The following is a 20,969-nucleotide window of genomic DNA, read 5'->3' as shown; positions in this document are numbered from 1 at the left end:
GACGTCACGCTAGGTCTTCGCCTTCTGCCGCGGCGCATTGCGAACCCCTCAAAAGCCCATCATCGTGTACGCGTGAAGCACCCTTACCGGATCCGCGAGATCGCCGCCCAGGCCGGTCTCAGCGAGGCCACGGTCGACCGGGTGCTGCACGATCGGGGCGGGGTGCGGGAGAGCACGGTCCGCGAGGTCCACCTGGCGATCGCCGACCTCGACCGCCAGCGCGCCCAGGTCCGGCTCGGCGGTCGCACGTTCATGGTCGACGTCGTGGTGCAGGCGCCGCCGCGCTTCTCGGCCACCATCCGGGCGGCCCTGGAGGCGTCGCTGCCGAGCCTGCGCCCGGCGGTGTTCCGGGCCCGGTTCCACCTGCTCGACGGCGGGTCGGTGGTGCCCGTCCTGGAGAAGATCGGCAAGCGCACCCACGGCGTGATCCTGAAGGCCCCCGACGTGCCGGCGGTGGTGGCGGCCGCCCGCCGCCTGCCGGCCCCGCTGGTCACCCTGGTCACCGACCTGCCGGCGACGCCGCGCATCGCCTACGTCGGCATCGACAACGTCGCGGCCGGCGCGACGGCCGCCTACCTGATCCAGCAGTGGCTCGGCGACCGCTCCGGCGATGTGCTGGTGGTGCGCGGGCACGGCTCGTTCCGCGGCGAGGACGAGCGCGAGGCCGGCTTCCGCGCCGAGCTGTCCCCGGCCCGCCGCGTCCTCGAGGTGGTCGACGCCTCGGACTCGCCGGGCGCGGTCGCTTCCGGAATCCGCGAGGTCCTGTCGGCGAGCCCCGCGGTGCGCGCGGTCTATTCGCTCTACGCCGGCGCGGGCGGCAACGCGGCCGTGGTCTCCGCGTTCGCCGCGCTCGGCCGCCGCTACGACGTCTTCGTGGCCCACGACCTCGACGAGGAGAACACGGCGCTGCTGCGCTCGCGCCGCTTGTCCGCCGTCCTGCACCACGACCTGCGCACCGACCTGCGGCGCGCGTGCCTCGCCATCATGCAGGCCCACGGCGTGCTGCCCGGCCCGATCCGCACCAACCCCTCGGCCGTGCAGGTCATCACCCCGCACAACGCCCCACCGGTCGAGTTCTAGTCGTGCGCGCCCGAGACGTTCTGGTCCCAGTTCAGCACCGAGCCGGTGACGACGCCGCTGCGGGCCGACAGCAGAAAGACCGCGAAGCCGGCGATCTCGTCGACCCCGGCCAGCCGGCCCGCGGGCAGCTCCCGGCCGGCGCGCTCGCGCCAGTCGTCCCAGGCGTCGTGGAACCGCCCGCTGCACCGCGTCCGCGCCCTCGGTGTCGGTCCAGCCGATGTCCAGGCCGTTGACGCGGACGCGGTCGAAGCGGTGCGCGTGCGCGGCGTTGCGGGTAAGCCCGGCCAGCCCGGCCTTGGCCGCGACGTACGGCGCCAGGTGCGGCTGGCGCCCAGTTCCGAGCTGGAGATGATGTTCACGATCGTGCCCGGCTCGCCCCGCCCTCACCATGTCGGCGACGGCCGCCTGCATGAGGAAGAACGGTCCCCGCAGGTTCACCGCCGCGTGCTGGTCGAACAGCTCCGGTGTGGTGTCCAGCAGCGTTCCCCACGCGGTCAGGCCGGCTGCGTTGACCAGGCAGTCGATGCGGTCGTGCCGGGCCACCACCGCGGCCACCGAGCCGAGCGCGCTCGCCACGTCCGCGACGTCGGCCTCGACGTAGGCGGCGCCGTCCACCCGGGGGCCCGGCCGCCGCCCGGCGGCCGTCCACAACGCAGGTCAGGAGGCGGCGGGCTCGCGGCGCGGCGGCCCGGCCTGCGGCGGCACCAGCATGCGCGGGGCCCGGGCGAGCGCGTCGGTGGCGGCCAGGACCTCGGCCATCGCCACGCGGCAGATGTCGGGGTCGTCGACGGCGTCGAAGGCGGCCAGCGCGCTGGACGCCTGCTTCAGCGCCAGGGCGTGCTCGCCGGCCAGGCGGTGGGCCCGGCTCAGCACCAGGTCGAGCTCGGCGCCCGCCCACCACTCGCCGTACGTCGTGAACAGGTTCTGGGCGTCGCGCAGCAGGGCGACCACCTCGTGCGGGCCCTCGCCGTGGTCCTCGTCGGGTGCGCCCGGCGACGACAGGGTGCCGAGCAGGGCCTCGCCGCGAGCCCGGCGCACCCGGGCCAGCAGCAGGTCGTACGCGTTGCCGATCGCGTCGCGGGCGATCGTGCGCAGGCCGGCCTCGGCGCCGACCGCCTGGCGGGTCGCCTCGGCGTAGTAGCCGCCGGCGGTCAGCGCGCGGGAGAGGTGGCAGCGGCCGCGCAGCTCGGCGATGTCGCTGCCCATCTGCTTGTTGATGAGCACCGAGCGGGCCGCGAAGGCGATCGCGCTCTCGACGCGGCGGCGGCGCTCCGGCCCGGTCGTGCGCAGCGCCTGGCTCAGCTCGACCCGGGCGCGCTCGTACTCGATCGACGCCACCCGGTACGCGTCGTCGCGCTGGTAGGCATACGTGTTGTCGAGCAGGCGCCGGGCCGAGTCCCACTCGCGCCGGCGGCGGTGGAACTCGGCGTGGGTCAGCGCCATCATGAACTGCGCGATGTCGTGGAAGCCCTGCACCGCCTCGCCCGGCACGGCCAGGCTCCAGCTCGCCGCGTCGCCCCAGCTCCGCCCCCGGTACATGATCAGCCGCAGCAGACCCTCCTCGCCGGTCGGCTGGTAGGCCGAGCGGGCCGCGACCGCGCCGTTGCCGTTCAACCGCCGCCGGGCCTGCGCGGCGGCCTCCTCGGCGGCGGGCCGGTCGCCCACCGCGAGCTCGAGCTGGGCCAGGCGGCGGTACGCGACGGCCTCGACCAGCGGCGAGCGGGATCGCCGCTGCAGCACCGCCTGCAGGTTGGTGCGCGCGATCCGGTACTCGCCGACCGCGGTGGCGTGCCCCGCCAGCGCCAGCTGCACCCAGAGCCGGCCCTGGGCGGGCGTCGTCGCGCTGTCCACGATGGTCTCCAGCACCTCGTGCACCTGCTGCTTGAGCGAACCGCGCGGCACGTGGTCGCCGAGCCAGCGGGCGATCCGCCAGGCCAGGCCGGCCGGCGCGCTGCGCACCGCGCGCAGCAGGTTGGTGTACTCGTCGCGGACCCAGCGCTCGCGGTGCTTGAGGATGTGGTCGATCACGTACGGCGGGGGCAGCAGCGCCGCGTCGGCGCCGGCCGGCGCGCTCACGTTCTCGCCGGCGCCGGCCAGCACCGCCCGGATCACCATCAGGTAGCCGTGGGCCAGCGCCGCCTCGGCGCTCGCCCGCTCGGGCAGGGGCAGGGCCGAAACGAACTCGCGGACCAGCGGGTGGAAGCGGCTGCGGCTCGGCCCGGTCGGGCTCGCCGTCTCCAGCAACTGCACGCCGCGGAGCCGGGCGACGATCTTCTCGGCCTCCTCCAGGTTGGTCCCGAGCATCGGCACCAGCGTCCACGAGACGAACGTCGGCGACCCGACCAGGGTGAGCAGCTGGAGCGCCTTCTGCTCGCGGGCGGTCAGCTGCTTGAACTCGCTGCGGAAGTCGGTGCCGAGGTCGGTGCCCTCGACCGTCAGCAGCGCCAGCGGACTGCGGTCGCCGTCGGTGAGGGCGCCGGCGACCTCCGCGTACGTGTCACCGCGCCGCACCAGCGCGCCGGCGGCCACCAGGGCGCGGGGCAGCCGCCCGCACGCCCACACGATGGCGGCGGCGTGCGTGGGCTGCTCGGACGGGTTGACCCGGGCGTGCGCGTGCAGGATCAGCGTCGCGTCCGGCACCGTCGGCGCCTGCACCAGGTACGGGAAGCGGTCCGAGTCGACCGAGAGGTTCTGCCGGCTGGTCACGATGACCGCGCAGCCGGGACCGCCGGGCAGCAGGTCGCGCAGCTGGCTCGGGTCGCGGGCGGCGTCGAGCACGACCAGGACGCGGCGGTTGTTGGTGAGCGTCCGGAACAGGTTGATCCGCTTCGCCGGGTCGACCGGGATCTCCCGCTCGGGCCAGCCGAGCTCTTTGAGGAAGTCCTTGAGCACCACGATCGGGTCCTTGGCGTTCGGGCCGTGCCCGAGGTTCTCGTAGAGCTGCCCGTCCGGGTAGTCGGCCTTGACCCGGTGCGCCAGCTCCTGGCCGAGCGCGGACTTGCCGACGCCGGGCATGCCGTGCAGGATCACCAGCCGCTTCTCGGCCAGCTTGGCGGCCAGCTCGGCCAGCTCGGCGGACCGGCCGCGAAAGCTGGACAGCGGCTCGGGCAGCCGGTCGGGGCGGGACAGCCGGAAGCCGGGCAGCCAGCCGACGATGGCCGGGAACCGCCGCAGGATCTCCGAGCGCAGCCCCAGCCCCTCGGGCGGCTCGCCGCGCCGCCCGACGCCGATGCGGTCGAGCAGGAACAGCCCCGTCGCGCCGGTCGCCAGCAGGATCCGCAGCAGGACGTTCTGCGGGTCGAAGAAGGTGATGGCGAACGCGCCCGCGCACAGGCCGAGAAACCCGGCGAACTGGAGCGCCCGCCCCCGGCGTCTCATCGCTCGGCCGCCTCGATCAACCCACTCCACCGCTCGATCGGGCGGGTGCGGGGCAGCGCCAGCACGTCGGACCAGCCGACCGCCGATCGGCGCAGCACCCGCCGCCAGGCGACGGACCGCTGCCGGCGGCGGGACCGGGCCGCGTTCTTGTCGTCGCCGACCGAGGCGAACCCCTCGGCCGCCACCCGCAGCAGCATCACGGCCTCGTCGCCGCGGGCGGCCGGCAGCAGGCCGGCCAGCTTGCGGGCGACGGCGGCCTCGGCCCACCGGTCGCCGCAGTTGCGCAGCGTCTCCAGCGCCCGCTCGAGCTCGGCCACCGCCGGCTCGGGCTGGCCCGGCGCCTCCCGGTGCCGGACCTCGGCCAGCACCTCGCGCGCCTTGGCCTTGCCGTAGCGGTGTCCCATCTGGACGAACGACTCCAGCGCCCGCTCGACCAGCGCGCCGGCCTCGGCGACCCGGTCGGTGTCGAGCCGCACCCGGGCGAGGTCGAGGCTGATCCAGGCCCGCCAGACCCGCTCGTCCCGGGCCTGCCCGGCCGCCGCGAGCAGCTGCGCCGCGGCCTGGTCCAGCTCGCCGGCCCGCCGGCTGATCGCGGCCCGCGACCAGGTGAGCGACGTGGACACCCGGACCGGCAGCGCCGTCGCAAGCGACGACGCATCGTCGAGATCCTCCCGGGCCCGGGTCAGCAGCCCGCAGTCGCGCCGGGCGTCGGCCAGGTGCCGCAGCAGCCGCACCTTCTCGGCCGTGACGTCGGCGCCGCCCGAGCCGGCCGCCTCCAGGTGGCGCAGCGCGTCGGAGAGGATCTGCTCGGCCACCCGCGGCTGGCCCTGGCGGCGCAGGATCCGGCCGGCGACCCGCATCACGTGCACCCGGATCATCGGCTCGCCGGCCGACGCCGCCGCCTCGACCAGGTCCTCCGCCGCCTCCAGGTCGCCCAGCTCGACGTACAGCTCGGCCGCGACGATCTGGGTCATCGGCAGCGAGGTGTCCCGGCCGTGCTCGGCCGCCCACGCCATCGCGTCCGCCACCTTGGTGAGCGCCTCGGTCAGCTCGCCGCGCTCCTGCAGGCGGGCGATCTCCTCGGGGTCGGCCAGGTGCGTCTCGTCCTGCCGGGCGGCCCGGGCCGCGCGCAGCTCGCGGGCGTCCTGCTCGTCGTCCTCGTCCCGTGCCTGCGCGTACCGCCGGGCGTGGTCGAGCACCTGGTACTCGACGAGTCCCGGCTCCCGGGCCGCGACCCGCTCGACCATGCCCACCTGCACGAGGCGGTTGGCGAAGACCCGGGCGTCGTCGGCGGTCAGCCCGGTGAGGCCGGCCAGCATCCACGGCGCCAGCGCCTCGCCCTCGCGCAGCAGGCCGAGCAGCCGGACCGCGCGCTGCTCCTCGGCGGTCAGCAGGTTGTAGCCGACGTCGAGCGCCTCGTGCGTGGCCGGCGAGCGCTCGAGCAGCCGGAACGAGGTGGTCAGGTCGGCCGGCGAGCGGGCCGCCACCAGGTTGCCGACCAGCCGCAGCACCAGCGGCAGGTGCCGGGCCTGCTCGACGACCTCGGTGGTGACGCCGTGCTCGGCCTCCTCGGCCAGGGTGCCGCCGACCACCGTCTCCAGCAGACGCTGGCCGTCGCCGCGGGCCAGGCTGCCGAGCCGGCACCAGTGCGCCTCGGCCGGCAGGTCGAGCCGCTGCTGGCTGGTCACGATCACCGCGCACTCGGCGCCGCTGGGCAGCAGTCGGCGGACCATCTCGGGGGAGGTGGCGTCGTCGAGGACGACCAGCACCCGCCGGAACCGCGTGAGTTTCCGATAAAGGCTTACCAGTTCGTCCAAATCGTCGCCGGGCTGGTTGTCCCACGGGCCCTGGAGAGACCAGATGAATTGCTTGAGAATGCGTACGGTCGTGGTTGTCTCGTCGGCCGACAGGCGCAGCCGGGCGAACAGCTGCCCGTCCGGATAATGGGAGCTGACCGACTGCCCGACGTGCAGCGCCAGCACCGTCTTGCCGATGCCCGCCGGCCCGCGCACGCCGACGATCGACGACCGGCCGCGGGTCAGCCGTTCCCGCAGGTCAGCAATCTCGTCGTCCCGTCCGACCAGGGCCGGCGCCGGCGGCAGCTCGCGCGGCACGACGTACTCCTGGCGGTGTCGCCGGCGCCGGAACAACGCGCGTACGCCGAGGATGGCGATCGCGACGAGATAACCCACCAGAATGGGCAGCACGACCGCCCGGCCGTTCGGGATCAGCAGCAGAACGGCGGGAAGCACGAGGAACCAGAGCACACCACGATAAGCCGTGAGATAGGACAGGGCCCGGCGGACAATGAGCTCCATGAGCGCGATTGTCGGGTGCGCGCGCAAACACTGTCGATCCTCCCAAGGGACTATGTCCAAAGGTGAACGACCGTGGTGCGCGGTTGCCGGGCGGTGCTACCCAGGTGCGTATGGGAATGAGTCCCGAGGCGCGGCAGCGACTGGACCAGGGTTTCCGGCGCCGCGTGGCGGAGCAGGAGGAACGCTTCACCCCACACCGGCAGCACGCGGCGCAGGTCGGCCGGGCGCTCGATCTGGGCGACACGCTGGGCATCTACCAAACCGAAGTGCAACCGCCCCTGGGCGTACGGCGGGGATTGCGCCTTTTCCTGCCGGTCGCCGCCTATCTCGCCGTCACCGTCCTGCTCATGGTCGTCGCGCCGGGGAAATCGGTCCCGCTGCTCGGCCTCGCGCCGTTCGTGATTCCGATCTACGCCGGCGTGGTGCTCACCGTGGTGGCGCGCCGCCGCCGGTTCACCCGTTGGCTCTACGGCTACACCGGCGGCCTGGCCGAGGTCGACCCCGACGGGCGGCCGCGCGTGGTCCGCTGGGACGAGGTGACCGACGCGGTCGACGAGTGGAGCTCGGCCGGCTCGGAGTCGTCGTCCACCGGGGACTACGAGGGGTACCGGCTGACCCTCGCCGACGGCCGCACCGTGCCGGTCACCGCCAGATATCGCAACGCTCTCGACCCGTACGGGCCGGCGGGTGGTCTGATCGCCGCGCTCATGCCGGCGGAGGTCGGGCAGGCCATTCCCCGCTTCCCGTCGATCGCCGACCTCATCACCGACCGGGCCGTCGCCCGCGTCGTGGAGCGGCAGGCCGAGGCCGTGCGCGCCGGCGGCGTCCTCGTGCGCGGCCAGGTCCGGGTGACCCGCGACGGCCTCGTGGGAAGCAAGGATGGCCGGCTCACGCCCTGGGCCGCGATCGAGCGGGTCGAGCTGCGGCCGGGTCGCGTGAAGGTGCGGCCGATCGGCGGCAAGGCCCGCAAGTACGACGACTACCGTGCCGGCTCCGGTTACGCGGTGCTGTGCCGGGTGCTGCTGGCGCTGGGTGTGACGGCCTCGTTCGATGCGCTGGGCTGAGATCAGCGGCGCGGGGCCGAGACGATCGACGCGGCGCCGAGCAGGCCGGTCGCGCAGGCGCAGAGCAGTCGGACGGCGGTGGTGTGCACCAGGCCGGCGGCCGGCAGGAACGGGGTCGCGGCGGCGAGCGGCAGCGTGACCGCGGCGGCGGCCGTCCAGAACACCGCGGGGCGGGTGCGGACCGGCGGCGGTTCCCCGTGCCAGCGGCGCAGCGGGCGGTGGCGGCCGATCCACAGCAGGATCGCCGCCGGGCCGGCCACGCCCAGCACGTGCATCACGTATTCGGAGACCGGGACGCCGGCCTCCAGCCGGTCGAGCGCGAGATGGCTCGCCGCCGCGAGCAGCGCCGAGGACCAGGTGACGAACCAGGGGTGGCGCACCCGCCCGAGCGCGCCGTAGTCGGGCAGCGCGAGCCGGCCCGCCGGCAGGTGACCCGCGACCGCCGGGGCCGCGCGGCGGCGGCACGACCCGGACGGTAATGATCAGTTGTGGAGATCGGGTGCGGGGCCGGCGGAGGTCTCGCGGACGTCGGCGATCACCAGTCGCTCGCCGTCGAACACGTCCAGCGTGCGGCCGAGCGGGCGCAGCAGCCGGTCGCGGTGCTCGTCGGCGCCGAGGTCCTCGGCCACGGTCAGGCCGTGGGCGGCCAGCCGCGCGGCCAGGTCGTCCGGCGCGAACGCCGTGTCCCAGTGCAGGCGGCGGGCCCACCGGGCATAGCGCGGATCGTCGGCGACCGCGCGGGGCAGGTAGGTGAGCACGAGCCTTCTTCCGGCGGGGCGGTTTACGGCGTACGCGAAGATGCTCTCGACCGCACGCACCGGGAGATAGAGGCTCACCGCCTCGCAGAGGACCAGTGTCGGCACGGCCGCGGCGTCGGGGATGACCTCCGGAATCGCGCGCCGGGTGAAATCGATCGGCCGGTAGCGTACGTGCCCGGGAAGCACGCCCAGCGCGCGCTTCTTCGCCTCCTGCACCCCCGGCAGGTCCAGCTCCCAGACCGAACAGGTCAAGAGCTCGGTCATCCGGTACGCGCGGGTGTCGAGCCCGGCGCCGAGAATCACCACCTGCGTGACGCCGCCGCCGACCGCCGCGCGACAGGCGTCGTCGATGGCCCGCGTGCGGCAGACGGTGGTCCCGTAGAAACCGGGCCCGGAGCGCGCCATGAGCGCGAGGAAGGCCGCGCGCAACGCCCGGTTGACCACGATGGCCCGCTGCCACCGCGCGATCAGCCGCACGGTGACCGGATCCTCGAAGAGCGGCCGGGGGTCGTACTGCTCCAGAGCCCGCATCATGGCCGCGCCGAACGCGGTCCGCTCCACCACCTTCGCCGCCACGGCGCCTCCCGAGGTTCTCGACCGGGCCTCGGTACATTGTGGACGCCCGGCGGTCAGGCGGCCAGGGCCAGCAGGAGCTTGCGCAGCGGCCGCTCGTTCCGGGCCAGCTGGCGGACGGCGGCCGGCGAACTGGCCTCGGCCGTGATGAAGGCGTTGAGCAGGGCGACGCCGTGGTCGTTGACCAGCCAGCAGTGCTCGCCGCCGGTGCCGCGGCGCTCCTGGCTGGCCAGGCCGGCCTTGCGGATCAGCTTCCAGCCGTCGTTGTCCTTGGCCTCGGCCAGGTTCTGGATCGGGATGAACGTGTGCGATCCCTTGCGCAGCAGCGGGCGGATCAGGCGGCTCAGCCGGTCGGCGCCGCTCGTCAGCAGCGCCTGCTCGTTGACGTGGTCGGGCAGGTCGGTGCCCTCGTGGTCGTCCAGCGTCCGGATCGAGTCGTCGTACTGGCAGTGCTCGAGGTTCAGGCAGTACTGCATCGAGCCGCCGCGGCCCTGGATCCGGGCCAGGGTCCAGCCGGTGAAGTCGAGCCGCACCAGCGACAGGTCGACCATGCTCACGTCCTCGAGCCGCTGGCCGCCGAGCAGGGTGGCGAGCCGCCGCGAGCGCACGGCGGGTGACTCGCCGAGGGCGTCGTCGTCCAGCCGGGCCAGCGCGAGAGCGAGGAGATTACGCCGTACGAGCTTGGACTCGTTCTGCGTCGCCGCCCAGGCGCGCAGCAGATCGGAGTCCTCGACCAGCCGGGCCAGGAACTCGACCGTCGGCTCGTCGAGCTTGCGGGTGCGCAACTCGGCGACGATCGACTCGAAGCCGTAGTGCGACCAGTCCTCGGCCAGCGCCCGCGCCGTGAAGAACGCCAGGAACTGCGGGTACTTGAAGTAGACGCTGCGGCCGGCGGCCCGGGTGAGCAGCGCGTGCGGGTTGAGGATGATCGCGGCGCGCGGCTCGGACTGGTCGATGCCGAGCAGCTCCAGCGCCTTGTCGGGGGTCAGGTCGCCGTCCAGGAACATCCAGTGCGCGAGCTCGGTGAGCAGCTGGATCTGGTCGTCGGTGGACACCTCGAGGCGGGGCTCGTCGCGCTGGCAGAACAGACGCAACAGCTCGGCGAGGACGCGGGTACGCGATTGCCGTACGTGGGAGTCCAGCTCGGTGGAGAGATCAACCGCGTAGGCCATCAGCAGGAACAGCGGGATCCGCTGCGCCGGCGAGGCGTTCAGCCGCTTGAGGATGGCGTCGGCCTTCTCGCCGCTCGCGTTGTACTTGGTGAGCAGCTTGTGCGCGTCGGCCGGGGTCATCGACTCGATGCGGGCGATCTCCTGCTCGGCGAACACGCCGGCGAGGGCGGTCCGTGAGGTCAGGTGACCGAACCGGCTGGACACGACGAACTGGCCGCCGTCGAGCTGCACCTTCTTCAGCTCGGCGAGGCCGTCGGCGAGCTTCTCCCGGCTGATCAGCAGCTCGTCGAGCCCGTCGAGGAGCAGGACCACCCGGCCGATCCGCAGCAGTTGACGCAGGCACTCCCCGGTGCCGATGTTGCGCACCGCGGGCAGCCCGTTGTCGGGATCGGGGCGGGAGAGGTAGTGCGCGATCGCGTCGAGGGACAGCGCGTGCAGGCCACGCAGCGGGACACGCAGCGCGACCGGCGGCAGCGTCCGGACCTTCTGGGCCCGGGCCGACTCGTAGAAGACCGCGTACCGCCACTCGTGCCACTGCAGCAGCTCGCTCTTGCCCTGCCCGGCGTCGGCGAGCACGGCGAGCCACGACCCGGCGACCGGCAGCGCCTTCTCCAGCAGGTAGTGGTCGGGCACCTTGGTGCCGCCGAGCAGAACCTGCTGAGGCGCGTGCCGGTCGTCCGGGGTCGGCTGGACCGGCAGGCCCTTGGGGATCAGCGACTCGAACAGCTGATCCTGCAACTGGGCGTCGAGGCGGGCGCGGACGGCGGCCTGCGGCGCGTCCCAGAGCCGGTCCACGAACGACGTCAGCCGCTCCACCTGGGGCTCGCGGCCGACCTCGTCCATGCACGCCTCGATGCGCCCGACGTCGAGCGTGGAGGCCTGGTCGGGGACGATGACGAGGCTGGGCCGCACGGACCGGATGTCGCTGTCGGTCATCGCCGAGGCGTCGCCCGCCATCCACGTGTGCGAGGTGGGCGTCAGGACGGCGGGCTCGGTCACCGACAGCGTGAAGCGGGTCGCCCGGCACTGCCAGCCCTGGGCCACGAGCAGCGACTCGATCTGGCGGGCCAGCGAGGAGACGTACGCCATCAGGCCGCCGCCTGGATCGCGTCCCGCAACAGGGGCGGCAGGCCGGCGCGACCGAGATGCCGGGCGCACCACGCGGCCGCCTCGGGATCGTCGCGGATGTGCCGGGCGAGAGCCTGGATGACCGTGGCGTCGCTCTCCTCGATCAGGCTGCGCGAGACGACGTACCCGAACTCGCCCATCTCGTAGCGGATCGCCAGCCGGAGCATCGCCTCGAGGCTCAGCTCGTGGATGCGCGCGTCCGGCGAGACCGCCAGCATCTCCTCCAGCAGCCGCATCGCCGCCATCGCCGAGTCGACGGCGAGCGGGCTCTCCAGGACCTCGACGTAGCTCTCCAGCACCACCGGCAGCACCGCCGCGTGGTGCCGGGCCAGGGCGGCCCAGAGCCGGGCCGGGATGCGGGGCAGCATGCTGAGCATCAGCCGGTAGTCGTGCCGGTTCTCGAGCAGGAACTGGGCCAGCTCCCGGGTCGCCGCCGCGTCGAAGTCGCCGATCTCGAGCAGGCCCTGCACCATGCTCAGCACCGTGTCGACCGGGCGTTGCAGCGACGTGGGCCGGTCGAGCGCCAGCCGCAGGTCGGCGGCGAGCTCCTCCGCGCTCTGGTAGCGCTCGTCCCGGTTGCGCGCCGTGGACGTGCGGATGCAGTACTCGAGGCGGCGGACCAGCGGCGAGTCGGCGGGCACGACCTCGCTCAGCACGTACTCCAGCAGCCGGCCGAGGCTGAAGATGTCGGCGCGGTGGTCGACCGAGCGCAGGTCGAGCCACTGTTCGGGGGCGGCGAAGCCCTCGGTGCCGAACCCGACGTAGGGCTCGGTCTCGAACGGCGTGTCCCGCGTGTATTTGCGCCCGAGGCCGAAATCGGAGACCGCCGCGTATATCCCGTCGCCGTTGTCGGACTCGAACACGAGAACATTTGCCGGTTTCACGTCGCGATGCAGCACGCGGTTGCGATGGGCGAAGGAAATGCCCTCGACGACCTCCATGTAGAGGGCGAGAGCCTGCGCGTCGCTCACTTTCGGCAGGGTGTCGTGGAGGTTCGCGACGGCCAGCGGCGCCGCGAACCACGGCACGTCCGCATCGACGTCGAAATCCAGGATGGGGAGGATGTTCGGGTGCGTGAGCTGGCTCTGCAGGCGGATCTCGCGCTGGAAACGCTGCATGTTCTCGACGCCGGACCACGGCGTCGGCATCTTGATCGCCACCCGCATGCCGGAGCCGCGCTCGATCGACTCCCAGACCTCGCCCATGCCGCCTTTTCCGATGGGGCGCACCGGCTCGTACGCGGCGGGGAAATGTTGCTCCATCGGAAATGCCTCCGTCGGAATCGGTTCGCGAAACAGTATGTTTCGCGAACCGGATCACGCCCATCCCTTGATCGAGCCGCAGGAATTGCCCGAGCGGCGTACCGCTTTCGTGTGACCGTCGCCGGCTTGCGCTCAGCAGGTCACCGCGACGCGGTCGTAGCGGGCGTGGAACGGGGCCGGCTTCGCGCCCTGCTGGGCTCGGTTGAGGGCGGACACGCCGACCCGCACGGTCGGCGGCAGGTTCATCGTGATGGTGGCCAGGTCGGCGAACGCGGGCTGGTCGGCCGGGCGCCAGGAGCCGGTCAGGGTGTCGCCCGAGCGGGCCATGCGGAGGACGAGGCGGGTGGCCGTGGTGGTGATCGGTTGCTTGTCGAGCGGGCCGTGCACCCACTTGTGACCGGCGCCGTCGTTGTACTCGAAGCCGATCGTCCCGGTGGTCTTGCCGATGCCGCGCTCGATGCGCAGGTAGCTCGTCGGGCCGTTCCAGAGCAGCAGGCCGGCGCCCTGGTAGAAGGTGGCGGGTGAGGCGTCCAGGGTGGCCTCGAGCACGAAGTCGCCGGTGACGGGGCGCAGCAGCATCGGGGCGGTCATGTTGGCCTTGTAGATGTCGGTGCCGTCGGGGGCGTCGAGCTCGGCGGCGCCGTCGCCGACGGTGATCTTCAGATCCTTGCGGTTGAGCTGCCAGGCGGGGTCGAGCGTGGCGCCGGTGAAGTCGTCGGTGAAGCCGCAGACCGGGGCCGAGGATTTCGGGGCCGCGGTCGGTTGGCCGGCGCCGCGCGCCAGCCGGACGGCGATCGGGACGCCGGCGGCGATCATCAGGACGGCGACGGCGGCCGCGACCAGGACGCGGGTGCGGCGGCGGCGCGGTGCGGCGGCGGGAGTGGGCGCGGGCGGCGGCGTGGGCGGCGGCGTGGGCGGCGGCGCCGGGAGCGGCAGCGTGGGGAGCGGCAGCGTGGGCGGTGTGGACGGTGCGGGCGGTGGCGGGAGAGGGGCGGTCATGCGGGCCGCGCCGAGGGCGATGCTGTGCTCGGGGTTGGGGTCGACCACGACCGGGCGGTCGAACGCGGTGCTGACCAGGGAACCGGCCAGCGGGATCCGCGACGAGCCGCCGGCCATCAGGATCGCCCGCAGCTGGGCGGGTTCGACCTGGGCCGACCGCAGCGCGCGGGTCAGCGAGCGCACCGTCTCCTGCAGAGCGGGGGCGATCATCGCCTCGAACTCGCGCCGGGTCAGGCGCACGCGGGTGTGCAGGCCGGGCAGCGCCACCGGGATCATCACGTCGGTGTCGAAGGACAGCGCCTCCTTCGCCTCCACGCAGTCGCGGCGCAGGCGGACCAGCGCCGCCAGCAGCTCGGGATCGTCGCCGGCCAGGCGGTCGGGCGGCAAGGCCCGGGTCACGTGGTCGAAGACCGCCTCGTCGAAGTCGGCGCCGCCCAGCTGCTCGATCCCCTCGGGGACGCCGAGCAGCTCGAACCCGGCCGCGGTGCGGCGCAGCACGGCCGCGTCGAAGGTGCCGCCGCCCAGGTCGTAGACGGCCACCAGGTCGCCGTCGGCCATGTGCTCGCCCGCGGCGTACGAGATCGCCGCCGCCTCCGGCTCGGTGCGCAGCTCCACCCCCGGCGCGTCGGCCAGCCGCGCCGCCTGCTCCAGCAGGTCGCGTTTGTACGGACCCCAGTTCGCCGGGCAGGTGAGCACCACCGACCCGGGCGGGCCCTGCTCGTTGGTGGTGGCGACGGCCAGCACGTGCTCCAGCTGGCGGGCCAGCAGCGCGTGGGCCGAGTAGGGCGAGCCGCCGACCAGCAGCGGCACCGGGTCGCCGACCCGCCGCTTGAACTCGCGGGCCAGCCGTTCGGGTTGCTCCTCGCCCCGCCGCGCGGCCGGCTCACCGATCAGCACCGGCCCCTCGGCGGGCAGGAAGATCACCGACGGGATCTCGGGCCGCCGGCTGCCGAGCCGCAGCACCTCGACGGCGTCGCCGCGCCGGACGGCGGCCGCGGTCCAGGTGGTGCCGAGGTCCACACCCAGCCCGTAGGTCATCGCGGCCTCACCGAGACCGTCACCGATTCCTCCGATCCGCGCCGCCGTGGGGCAGGCCGCACCGGCGACCGTCCTTCAGCATCGGTGGCGGGGCGGGGCGCGGACAAGCCCGCGGGCGGACGCTGCACAAAAGGCTGCCCCCGCGCACCCCGGACCGTCACGAAGACGCGTACGGCGACGATGCGGGTCGCCGGGCGCGCGGCCATAGAGTGTCGGTGTGGCTCGACACGACCGTGGCAGGACGGCCGGCTGGATGATCGTCATCGGGGCCTCGGCCGGCCTCGCCGCCGTCCTGCTCTGGATCGCCCAGGGCGCGTCGACCCGGCTCGACGCGCTCGACAAGCTCGGCAGCGTCGTCTCCGGCTACCTCGCGGTGCTGTCCTTCTTCATCTCCCTGGGCGGCGTCTTCTGGTTCGCTCGCGGTGACCGGGCCACCGACGGGCTGCTCGACGAGGACCGGACGCGTGCGGTGACGGCCCGGCTGGTCGCCGCGGTCCGGGACCAGTGGACGGACGAGGCGGCGCTGCGCGGCCTGTACGAGCCGGCGCCCATCGCGGTTCGCTGGAAGGCCACGTTCCGGCCGGTCACGCCGAAGGCGGCCACCGTGGTCGGCGCCGTGGTCGGTGGCCGCCCGGTCCGCCTCCGGTTGCACGGCAACGCCGCCGAGGTCGTGACCCGGTACCGTGCCCTTCCCCGACGGCAGCTCGTCGTTCTCGGCGATCCCGGCACCGGCAAGACCGCGCTGGCGATCCTGCTGACCCTGGGCCTGATCCACGAGCCCGGCCCGGAGCGGGACGAACCGGTGCCCGTGCTGCTGTCCATCTCGTCGTGGAATCCGCTGCACGAGCACCTGGACGTGTGGATCGCCCGTCGGATCATCGAGGACTATCCGGCGGTGGTCGCCGGGATGACGCCGAAGCAGAGCGGCGCGCTCGCGCACGCCCTCAGCCGGCGGATCCTGCCGGTTCTCGACGGCCTGGACGAGCTGCCGATCGCCCACCACCAGGAGGCCCTCGCCGAGATCGACCGGGCCTTCGCGGACGATCGCCCGTTCGTGCTGACCTGCCGCGGGGGTGAATACCAGAACGCGGTGTCCGGCGGGGGAAAGGCGCTGGCCGGCGCCGCGGTGGTGGAGATCGACCCGCTCGAGGTGGACGACATCGTCGAGTTCCTGTCGGCCAGCGACACGTCCGCGCCGGAACGGTGGGCCGAGGTGGCGGCGGCCATGCGGGCGGAAGCCTGGAGCCCGATCCGGCAGGCGTTGTCCACCGCGCTGATGGTCAGCCTCGCCCGCGTCGCCTACGACGGAGGCGGCTGGAACCCCAACGACCTGCTGCACGCCGGCAGCCGGGTCGATGTGGAGAATCGCCTGCTGGATCAGATGATCACGACGGCCTATCGGGAACGCGCACCGGCGCCGGCCGGGCACGCGCCGCCGGCCCCGCGGCGCCGGTTCGGGGCGGCCGACAGCCGGCGGTGGTTGACCAAGCTCGCCGTCGCCCTGCACCGCGACCGGCAGTCCGAGATCGCCTGGTGGCAGATGTCGCGCATGTGGACGTCGCTCACGTGGCTGATGCGGGCCGTCTACGGCTTTCTCGTGGGTGTCGTCAACTGGAACCTGGTGCTGGTGCTCGTCCGGTCCTCCGAGGTGCCCTCGTTGATCGCCTTCGTGCTGATGGTCGACGCGGTGTTCTTGATCCCCACCGTGACGCTGCTGTACTTCACGCTTCCGACCCCGGTCACCGCGGGCGCCGATCGATGGGCGCGGTGGCGCGGCGGCCAGGCGGTCGGCGGCGTCCAGCGCAGCGTCACGCTCCGGCGGATCGCGGTCTATGTGTTCTTCCTGGCGGGATGGCAGATGTTCCTGGTCGCGGTCCTCTCGTGGGGCCGCCTGTCCACGGGTGCGGTCGCGCTCGGACCCTACGTCGGGACCTCCGTCCTCATCCTGCTGCTGTACGTCGCGATGGCGATGGGCCTGCCGAGCCGGCACGACGGATCGCCGCGATCGATCGTGGCGTCCGACCCGGCCACGTCGTTCCGGTCGGATCGATCGGTCGCGCTGATGAGGTTCGGCTCGGTGGCGATCGTGCTGGTGGTTCCGCTGGCCGTGGTCTACGTCAAGATCGCGGGTCTCCCGGCCGCGCTCGCGGCACTGTCCACGGCGGTCGCCTTCGGGTTGGTGGGCGCGCTCTCGTTCACCTCGTGGGGAGAGCTGACCTGCGCCCGGCCCGGGCTGATCGCGCACGGCTTCCCGCCGCGCCTGCTCGCGTTCCTCGACGACGCCTTCCGGCGCCGTGTCCTGCGCCGCGCGGGCGCCACCTACCAGTTCCGGCACGCCCGCCTCCAGGACCGGCTCGTGGAGGTGTCGGTGCGGCGCGACGCGGAGGCCGGCCGGCGGCGGGCCATGGACGACCTCGCCTTCGCTCTCTATCGCCGCGGCCGTTCGCAGGAGGCGGAGAAATGGTGGACGCGCGCCGCCGAGGCCGGTGGCCGGGATGCGATGTACCGCCTCTACCTGCTGCTGAAGCCGCAGGGCGACCGGATTCAGGAGAGCGAGCGATGGCTGCGGCGAGCCGCCGAGGCCGGGAACACCGCGTCCATGACGATCCTCGGCGGCCGGCTCGTGGAACGCGGCCGGACCCGGGAGGGCGAGGAGTGGCTGCGCCGTGCCGCCCGGAGGCAGAACGCCGCCGCCCAGAACGACTTCGGCGCACTCCTGGAGCGCACCGGCCGGCGCCGCGCGGCGATCCGCTGGTGGCGCCGCGCCGCGCTGAGCGGGCGCATCGAGGCCATGGTGAACGTCGCCGCCGCGCTCGATCGTCGCGGCCGCCGCCGGGAGGCCACGGCATGGTTCCGGGAGGCGGCGGCGTACGGCCACCCGGATGCGATGTGCGCCCTCGCGGCGCGCAGCCAGGCGGCCGGACATCTGGATGAGGCGGAGGACTGGTACCGGCGCGCGGCCCAGCTTCGCAGCATCACCGCGATGACCCGGCTGGGCACCCTGCTGGTGGCCCGGGACCGGCCCGGCGAGGCCGAGAAGTTCCTGCGTGACGCGGCGAAGCGCGGCAGTGGCGAGGCGCTGATCCTGATTCACCGGCTTCTCGAGGAGGCCGACCGCTCCGACGACCTGACCCGGCTGGCCACCGACTTCCCGCTTCTGCAGCGATTCCCGGAGCCGGAGCCGGAGCCGGAAGCGGACGCCAAGCCGGCGTCCACCGAATAGCGGTCACCGCGCCAGGCGGACGGTGCGCACCTCGAACGCCGTCAGGTGCAGCGGCACCGAAGCGGGCGACAGCGGAGGATCCTCCGGGACCTCCAGGAGGGATGCGACATGGGCCGCGCGGAACGGCCCGTCCACGTGGAGGGCGCCGGTGGCGCGGCGGCCCCGGGACTCGTAGACGCGGACGATCAGGTCGCCGGAGCGGTCGTCGGCCAGCTTCACGGCCGAGATCAGGATGCCGGGATCGCCGGCGAGCGACACCAGCGGGTCGAAGCCGTGGCCGCCGGACACGACGCGCGGCGGGAGGTTCATGGCGATGCCGGCCTCGGTCGCCTCGGCCACCGAAGCGCCGATCACCAAGCCGTACGAGCAGGTCTGGTGGCCCTGGTCGGTTTCCGGGTCGGGAAAGCGCGGCGCCCGGAGCAGCGACAACCGGACCGTGGTCGTCATCGCGGTGTCCCGGGTCAGGTCGTATCCGTAGGTGGAGTCGGTGACCAGGGCGGCGCCGAAGCCCGGCTCCTCGACCAGGACGTAACGGTGCATGGACGCCTCGAACTTGGCCGCCTCCCAACTGGTGTTGGTGTGCGTGACCCGCTTCTGATTGCCGAACTGGGTCTCGGCCGTGGCGTGCTCCGCGCGTACGTCGAAGGGGAAGGCGATCTTCAGGAACTTCTCGGTCTCGTGCCAGTCGGTTTCCTGGTCGATGCGCAGGACGCGGCTCCCCGGCGCCAGCGTCAGCGTCTGCCGGACACGCGACCTCGAGAACGCGCGGACGATCAGGACGTGCGCGCCGGCGTCGTCCTCGGTGAACGACATCGACTCCACCGCGCGCAGATCGGTCGCCCGGTTGCGGTAGAAACGGTCGACGTCCCAGGCGTCCCACCGGTTCGGGAAATCCTGGTGCAGCTGGAGCAGGTTGCCCTCCCGGCCGGGCGCGATCGCGTCGCGGCCGGAGGCGAGGTCGACGGCCGAGGTGATCAGTCCCTCGTCCGAGACGGTCACCGACACGATGCCGTTCGAGAGCACATTGCCGTTGACCGAGACCGATCCCGTGGGCGGCGTTGCCGGGGCGGCCGCGAGGGCCGGGACACCGTCGCGGGTGAAGGGCGCCGGATTCAGCGCGATCCTGGTGTCGCCGGGGCCGATCAGCGCGCGGCACGCGTCGGCGATCACCGAGGACACCGCTTCGCGGATGCGGGCGTACGCGGCGACGGCCTCCCGATGCACCCAGGCGATCGACGTCCCGGGCAGGATGTCGTGGAACTGGTGCAGCAACACCTCCCGCCAGACCCGGTCCAGCTCGTCGTACGGATACGGATGCCCGGCCCGCACCGCCGCCGTCGCCGCCCACAGCTCGGCCTCGATGAGCAGGTGCTCGCTGCGCCGGTTGCCCTGCTTGGTCCGGTGCTGGCTGGTCAGCGTGGCCCGGTGCAACTCGAGATAGAGCTCGCCCACCCACACCGGCGGGTGCGTCAGCTCGGCCCGCGCCCGCTCGAAGAAGTCGTTCGGATGCTCCCACCGCACCGTCGCGCTGCCCTCGAGGTCGCGCAGCCGCGACGCCCGGCCGGTCATCTCCCGCGTCGTCCCGCCGCCGCCGTCACCCCAGCCGACCGGCGCCAGCGACATCGACGCGTGACGGCTCTCCCGGAACTGCGACGTCGCCTTGGCCAGCTCGGCGCCGGAGAGCTGGGAGTTGTAGGTGTCCATCGGCGGGAAGTGGGTGAAGATCCGGGAGCCGTCGATGCCCTCCCACAGGAAGGTGTGGTGCGGGAACTTGTTCACCTGGTTCCACGAGATCTTCTGGGTGAAGAACCAGCGGAACCCGGCCCGGCGCATCAGCTGCGGCAGCGCGGGGGAGTAGCCGAAGCTGTCCGGCAGCCACACGCCCTGGCACTCGACGCCGAACTCCTCGCGGAAGAACCTCTGCCCGTACGTGAACTGCCGCACCAGCGCCTCGCCGGTGGGCATCACCGTGTCGCTCTCCACCCACATGCCGCCGAGCGGAACGAACCGGCCGTCCCGGACCGCCTTGACGACCCGGTCCCACACCTCGGGCCGATGCTCCTTGAGCCAGGCGTACTGCTGGGCGCTGGACATCCCGTACCGGAAATCGGGGTCGAGGTCGATCAGCTCGGTCATGCCGGCGGTGGTGCGCGCGACCTTGCGGATGGTCTCCCGCACCGGCCAGAGCCAGGCCGAGTCGATGTGCGCGTGGCCGATCGCCGCGACGTGGTGGGCGCTGTGCTCGGCCGGCGCCGCCAGCACGTCGCGCAGCTCGGCCCGCGCGGCGGCCGCGGTGGCGCCGATGTCCTGCAGGTCGAGCACGTCGAGGGCGTCGTCGAGCGCCTGGAGGACGCGCATCCGGCGCGGGGCCGAGGCGGGCAGCGTGGCCTGCAGCTCCAGCAGCACCTCGAGGTCGAGGGCGAGCTCGTACGCCTGCTCGTCGAAGAGCGCGAGGTCCATCCGCCGGGTCGTGTAGAGCGGACGCGGCGACGACGTCCGGATGTCGCCCTCGCGGGTCGGCCGGAACGGGTGGTAGTCGAGCAGGACGGGGTTGGCGGCCGCTTCGAGATAGAGCTCGACGGCGGGCGCGTCGCCGACCGGGATCCACTGGTTGCGCGGATTGATCGACTTCACCGGGCTGCCGTCCGGGCGGTAGACCAGGGCCTCGCACTGGAAGCCGGGCATGTTCGCGTCGAAGCCGAGGTCGACGACGGCCTCGACCCGCTTGCCGCGCCAGGCCGGCGGGACCTGCCCGCGCAGCCGGAACCAGGTCGTGTTCCAGGCCGGGCCCCACGGCGTGCCGACCGCGTAGGGCTCGTAGTCGAGGGCGAGGCCGGCCGCGGGCGGGATCGGCTCGCCGGGCAGGGCATGCCAGGCGACGTCCAGCGGCACCGCTTCGGGGTGGATCGCGGGCCGGATGCGCTCGGTCAGCACGCGGGTCGCGCGCCCGACGGTGAGCGGGATGTCGTCGTGCAT

The 20,969-nt window shown here is 73.3% G+C and carries 11 protein-coding genes and 1 pseudogene; 3 read left to right on the top strand and 9 right to left on the bottom strand.

What is annotated here, in order from left to right:
* The first annotated feature begins 72 nt into the window (after positions 1–72).
* Entirely contained in the window at positions 73–1,080 is a 1,008-nt protein-coding gene (locus tag ACZ6TB_RS43275; RefSeq protein WP_465565878.1) for a LacI family DNA-binding transcriptional regulator, read from the top strand.
* A gap of 237 nt (positions 1,081–1,317) precedes the next feature.
* Here ACZ6TB_RS43275 and ACZ6TB_RS43270 read toward each other — a convergent pair.
* The 3 genes and pseudogenes from ACZ6TB_RS43270 to ACZ6TB_RS43260 form a co-directional block, all read right to left on the bottom strand.
* Positions 1,318–1,635 (bottom strand): annotated as a pseudogene (locus ACZ6TB_RS43270) (SDR family NAD(P)-dependent oxidoreductase); the annotation flags it as partial.
* Positions 1,636–1,737: 102 nt separating this feature from the next.
* Positions 1,738–4,458, bottom strand: coding sequence for an NB-ARC domain-containing protein (locus ACZ6TB_RS43265; RefSeq protein WP_465565875.1), 2,721 nt, complete (start codon positions 4,456–4,458; stop codon positions 1,738–1,740).
* Positions 4,455–6,776: an NB-ARC domain-containing protein gene (locus ACZ6TB_RS43260; protein WP_465565872.1), complete on the bottom strand. Its 2,322-nt coding sequence runs from the start codon at positions 6,774–6,776 to the stop codon at positions 4,455–4,457. The genes ACZ6TB_RS43265 and ACZ6TB_RS43260 overlap by 4 nt, the downstream gene beginning before the upstream one ends.
* A 110-nt stretch (positions 6,777–6,886) precedes the next feature.
* Between ACZ6TB_RS43260 and ACZ6TB_RS43255 the strand changes: the two genes are divergently transcribed.
* Positions 6,887–7,840, top strand: a complete 954-nt coding sequence (locus ACZ6TB_RS43255) for a hypothetical protein (protein ID WP_465565870.1) — start codon at positions 6,887–6,889, stop codon at positions 7,838–7,840.
* Between the two features lie 2 nt (positions 7,841–7,842).
* Here the strand turns inward: ACZ6TB_RS43255 and ACZ6TB_RS43250 are convergent, their stop codons facing one another.
* The 5 genes from ACZ6TB_RS43250 to ACZ6TB_RS43230 form a co-directional block, all read right to left on the bottom strand.
* Complete coding sequence (locus tag ACZ6TB_RS43250) at positions 7,843–8,220, bottom strand: hypothetical protein (RefSeq protein ID WP_465565867.1); 378 nt, start codon at positions 8,218–8,220, stop codon at positions 7,843–7,845.
* A gap of 102 nt (positions 8,221–8,322) precedes the next feature.
* Entirely contained in the window at positions 8,323–9,174 is an 852-nt protein-coding gene (locus tag ACZ6TB_RS43245; protein ID WP_465565865.1) for a class I SAM-dependent methyltransferase, read from the bottom strand.
* Positions 9,175–9,227: 53 nt separating this feature from the next.
* Entirely contained in the window at positions 9,228–11,432 is a 2,205-nt protein-coding gene (locus tag ACZ6TB_RS43240; RefSeq protein WP_465565862.1) for an NACHT domain-containing protein, read from the bottom strand.
* The gene (locus tag ACZ6TB_RS43235) at positions 11,432–12,733 is read right to left on the bottom strand and encodes a serine/threonine-protein kinase (RefSeq protein WP_465565860.1); all 1,302 of its coding nucleotides are present in this window, start codon (positions 12,731–12,733) and stop codon (positions 11,432–11,434) included. The genes ACZ6TB_RS43240 and ACZ6TB_RS43235 overlap by 1 nt, the downstream gene beginning before the upstream one ends.
* Before the next feature lie 132 nt (positions 12,734–12,865).
* Positions 12,866–14,770, bottom strand: coding sequence for an Hsp70 family protein (locus tag ACZ6TB_RS43230; protein WP_465565857.1), 1,905 nt, complete (start codon positions 14,768–14,770; stop codon positions 12,866–12,868).
* A gap of 217 nt (positions 14,771–14,987) precedes the next feature.
* On the opposite strand from ACZ6TB_RS43230, the gene ACZ6TB_RS43225 reads away from it, so the two are divergent.
* Positions 14,988–17,993, top strand: a complete 3,006-nt coding sequence (locus ACZ6TB_RS43225; RefSeq protein WP_465565854.1) for a hypothetical protein — start codon at positions 14,988–14,990, stop codon at positions 17,991–17,993.
* Positions 17,994–17,996: 3 nt separating this feature from the next.
* Here ACZ6TB_RS43225 and ACZ6TB_RS43220 read toward each other — a convergent pair whose 3' ends face one another.
* On the bottom strand, positions 17,997–20,969 hold the full coding sequence (locus tag ACZ6TB_RS43220) for an alpha-mannosidase (protein WP_465565851.1): 2,973 nt from the start codon (positions 20,967–20,969) through the stop codon (positions 17,997–17,999).

The sequence above is a fragment of the Actinoplanes sp. NPDC051537 genome (genome assembly GCF_055586105.1).
Note: the sequence above shows the minus strand (reverse complement) of the source record. Positions and strands in the feature narration are given on the sequence as shown.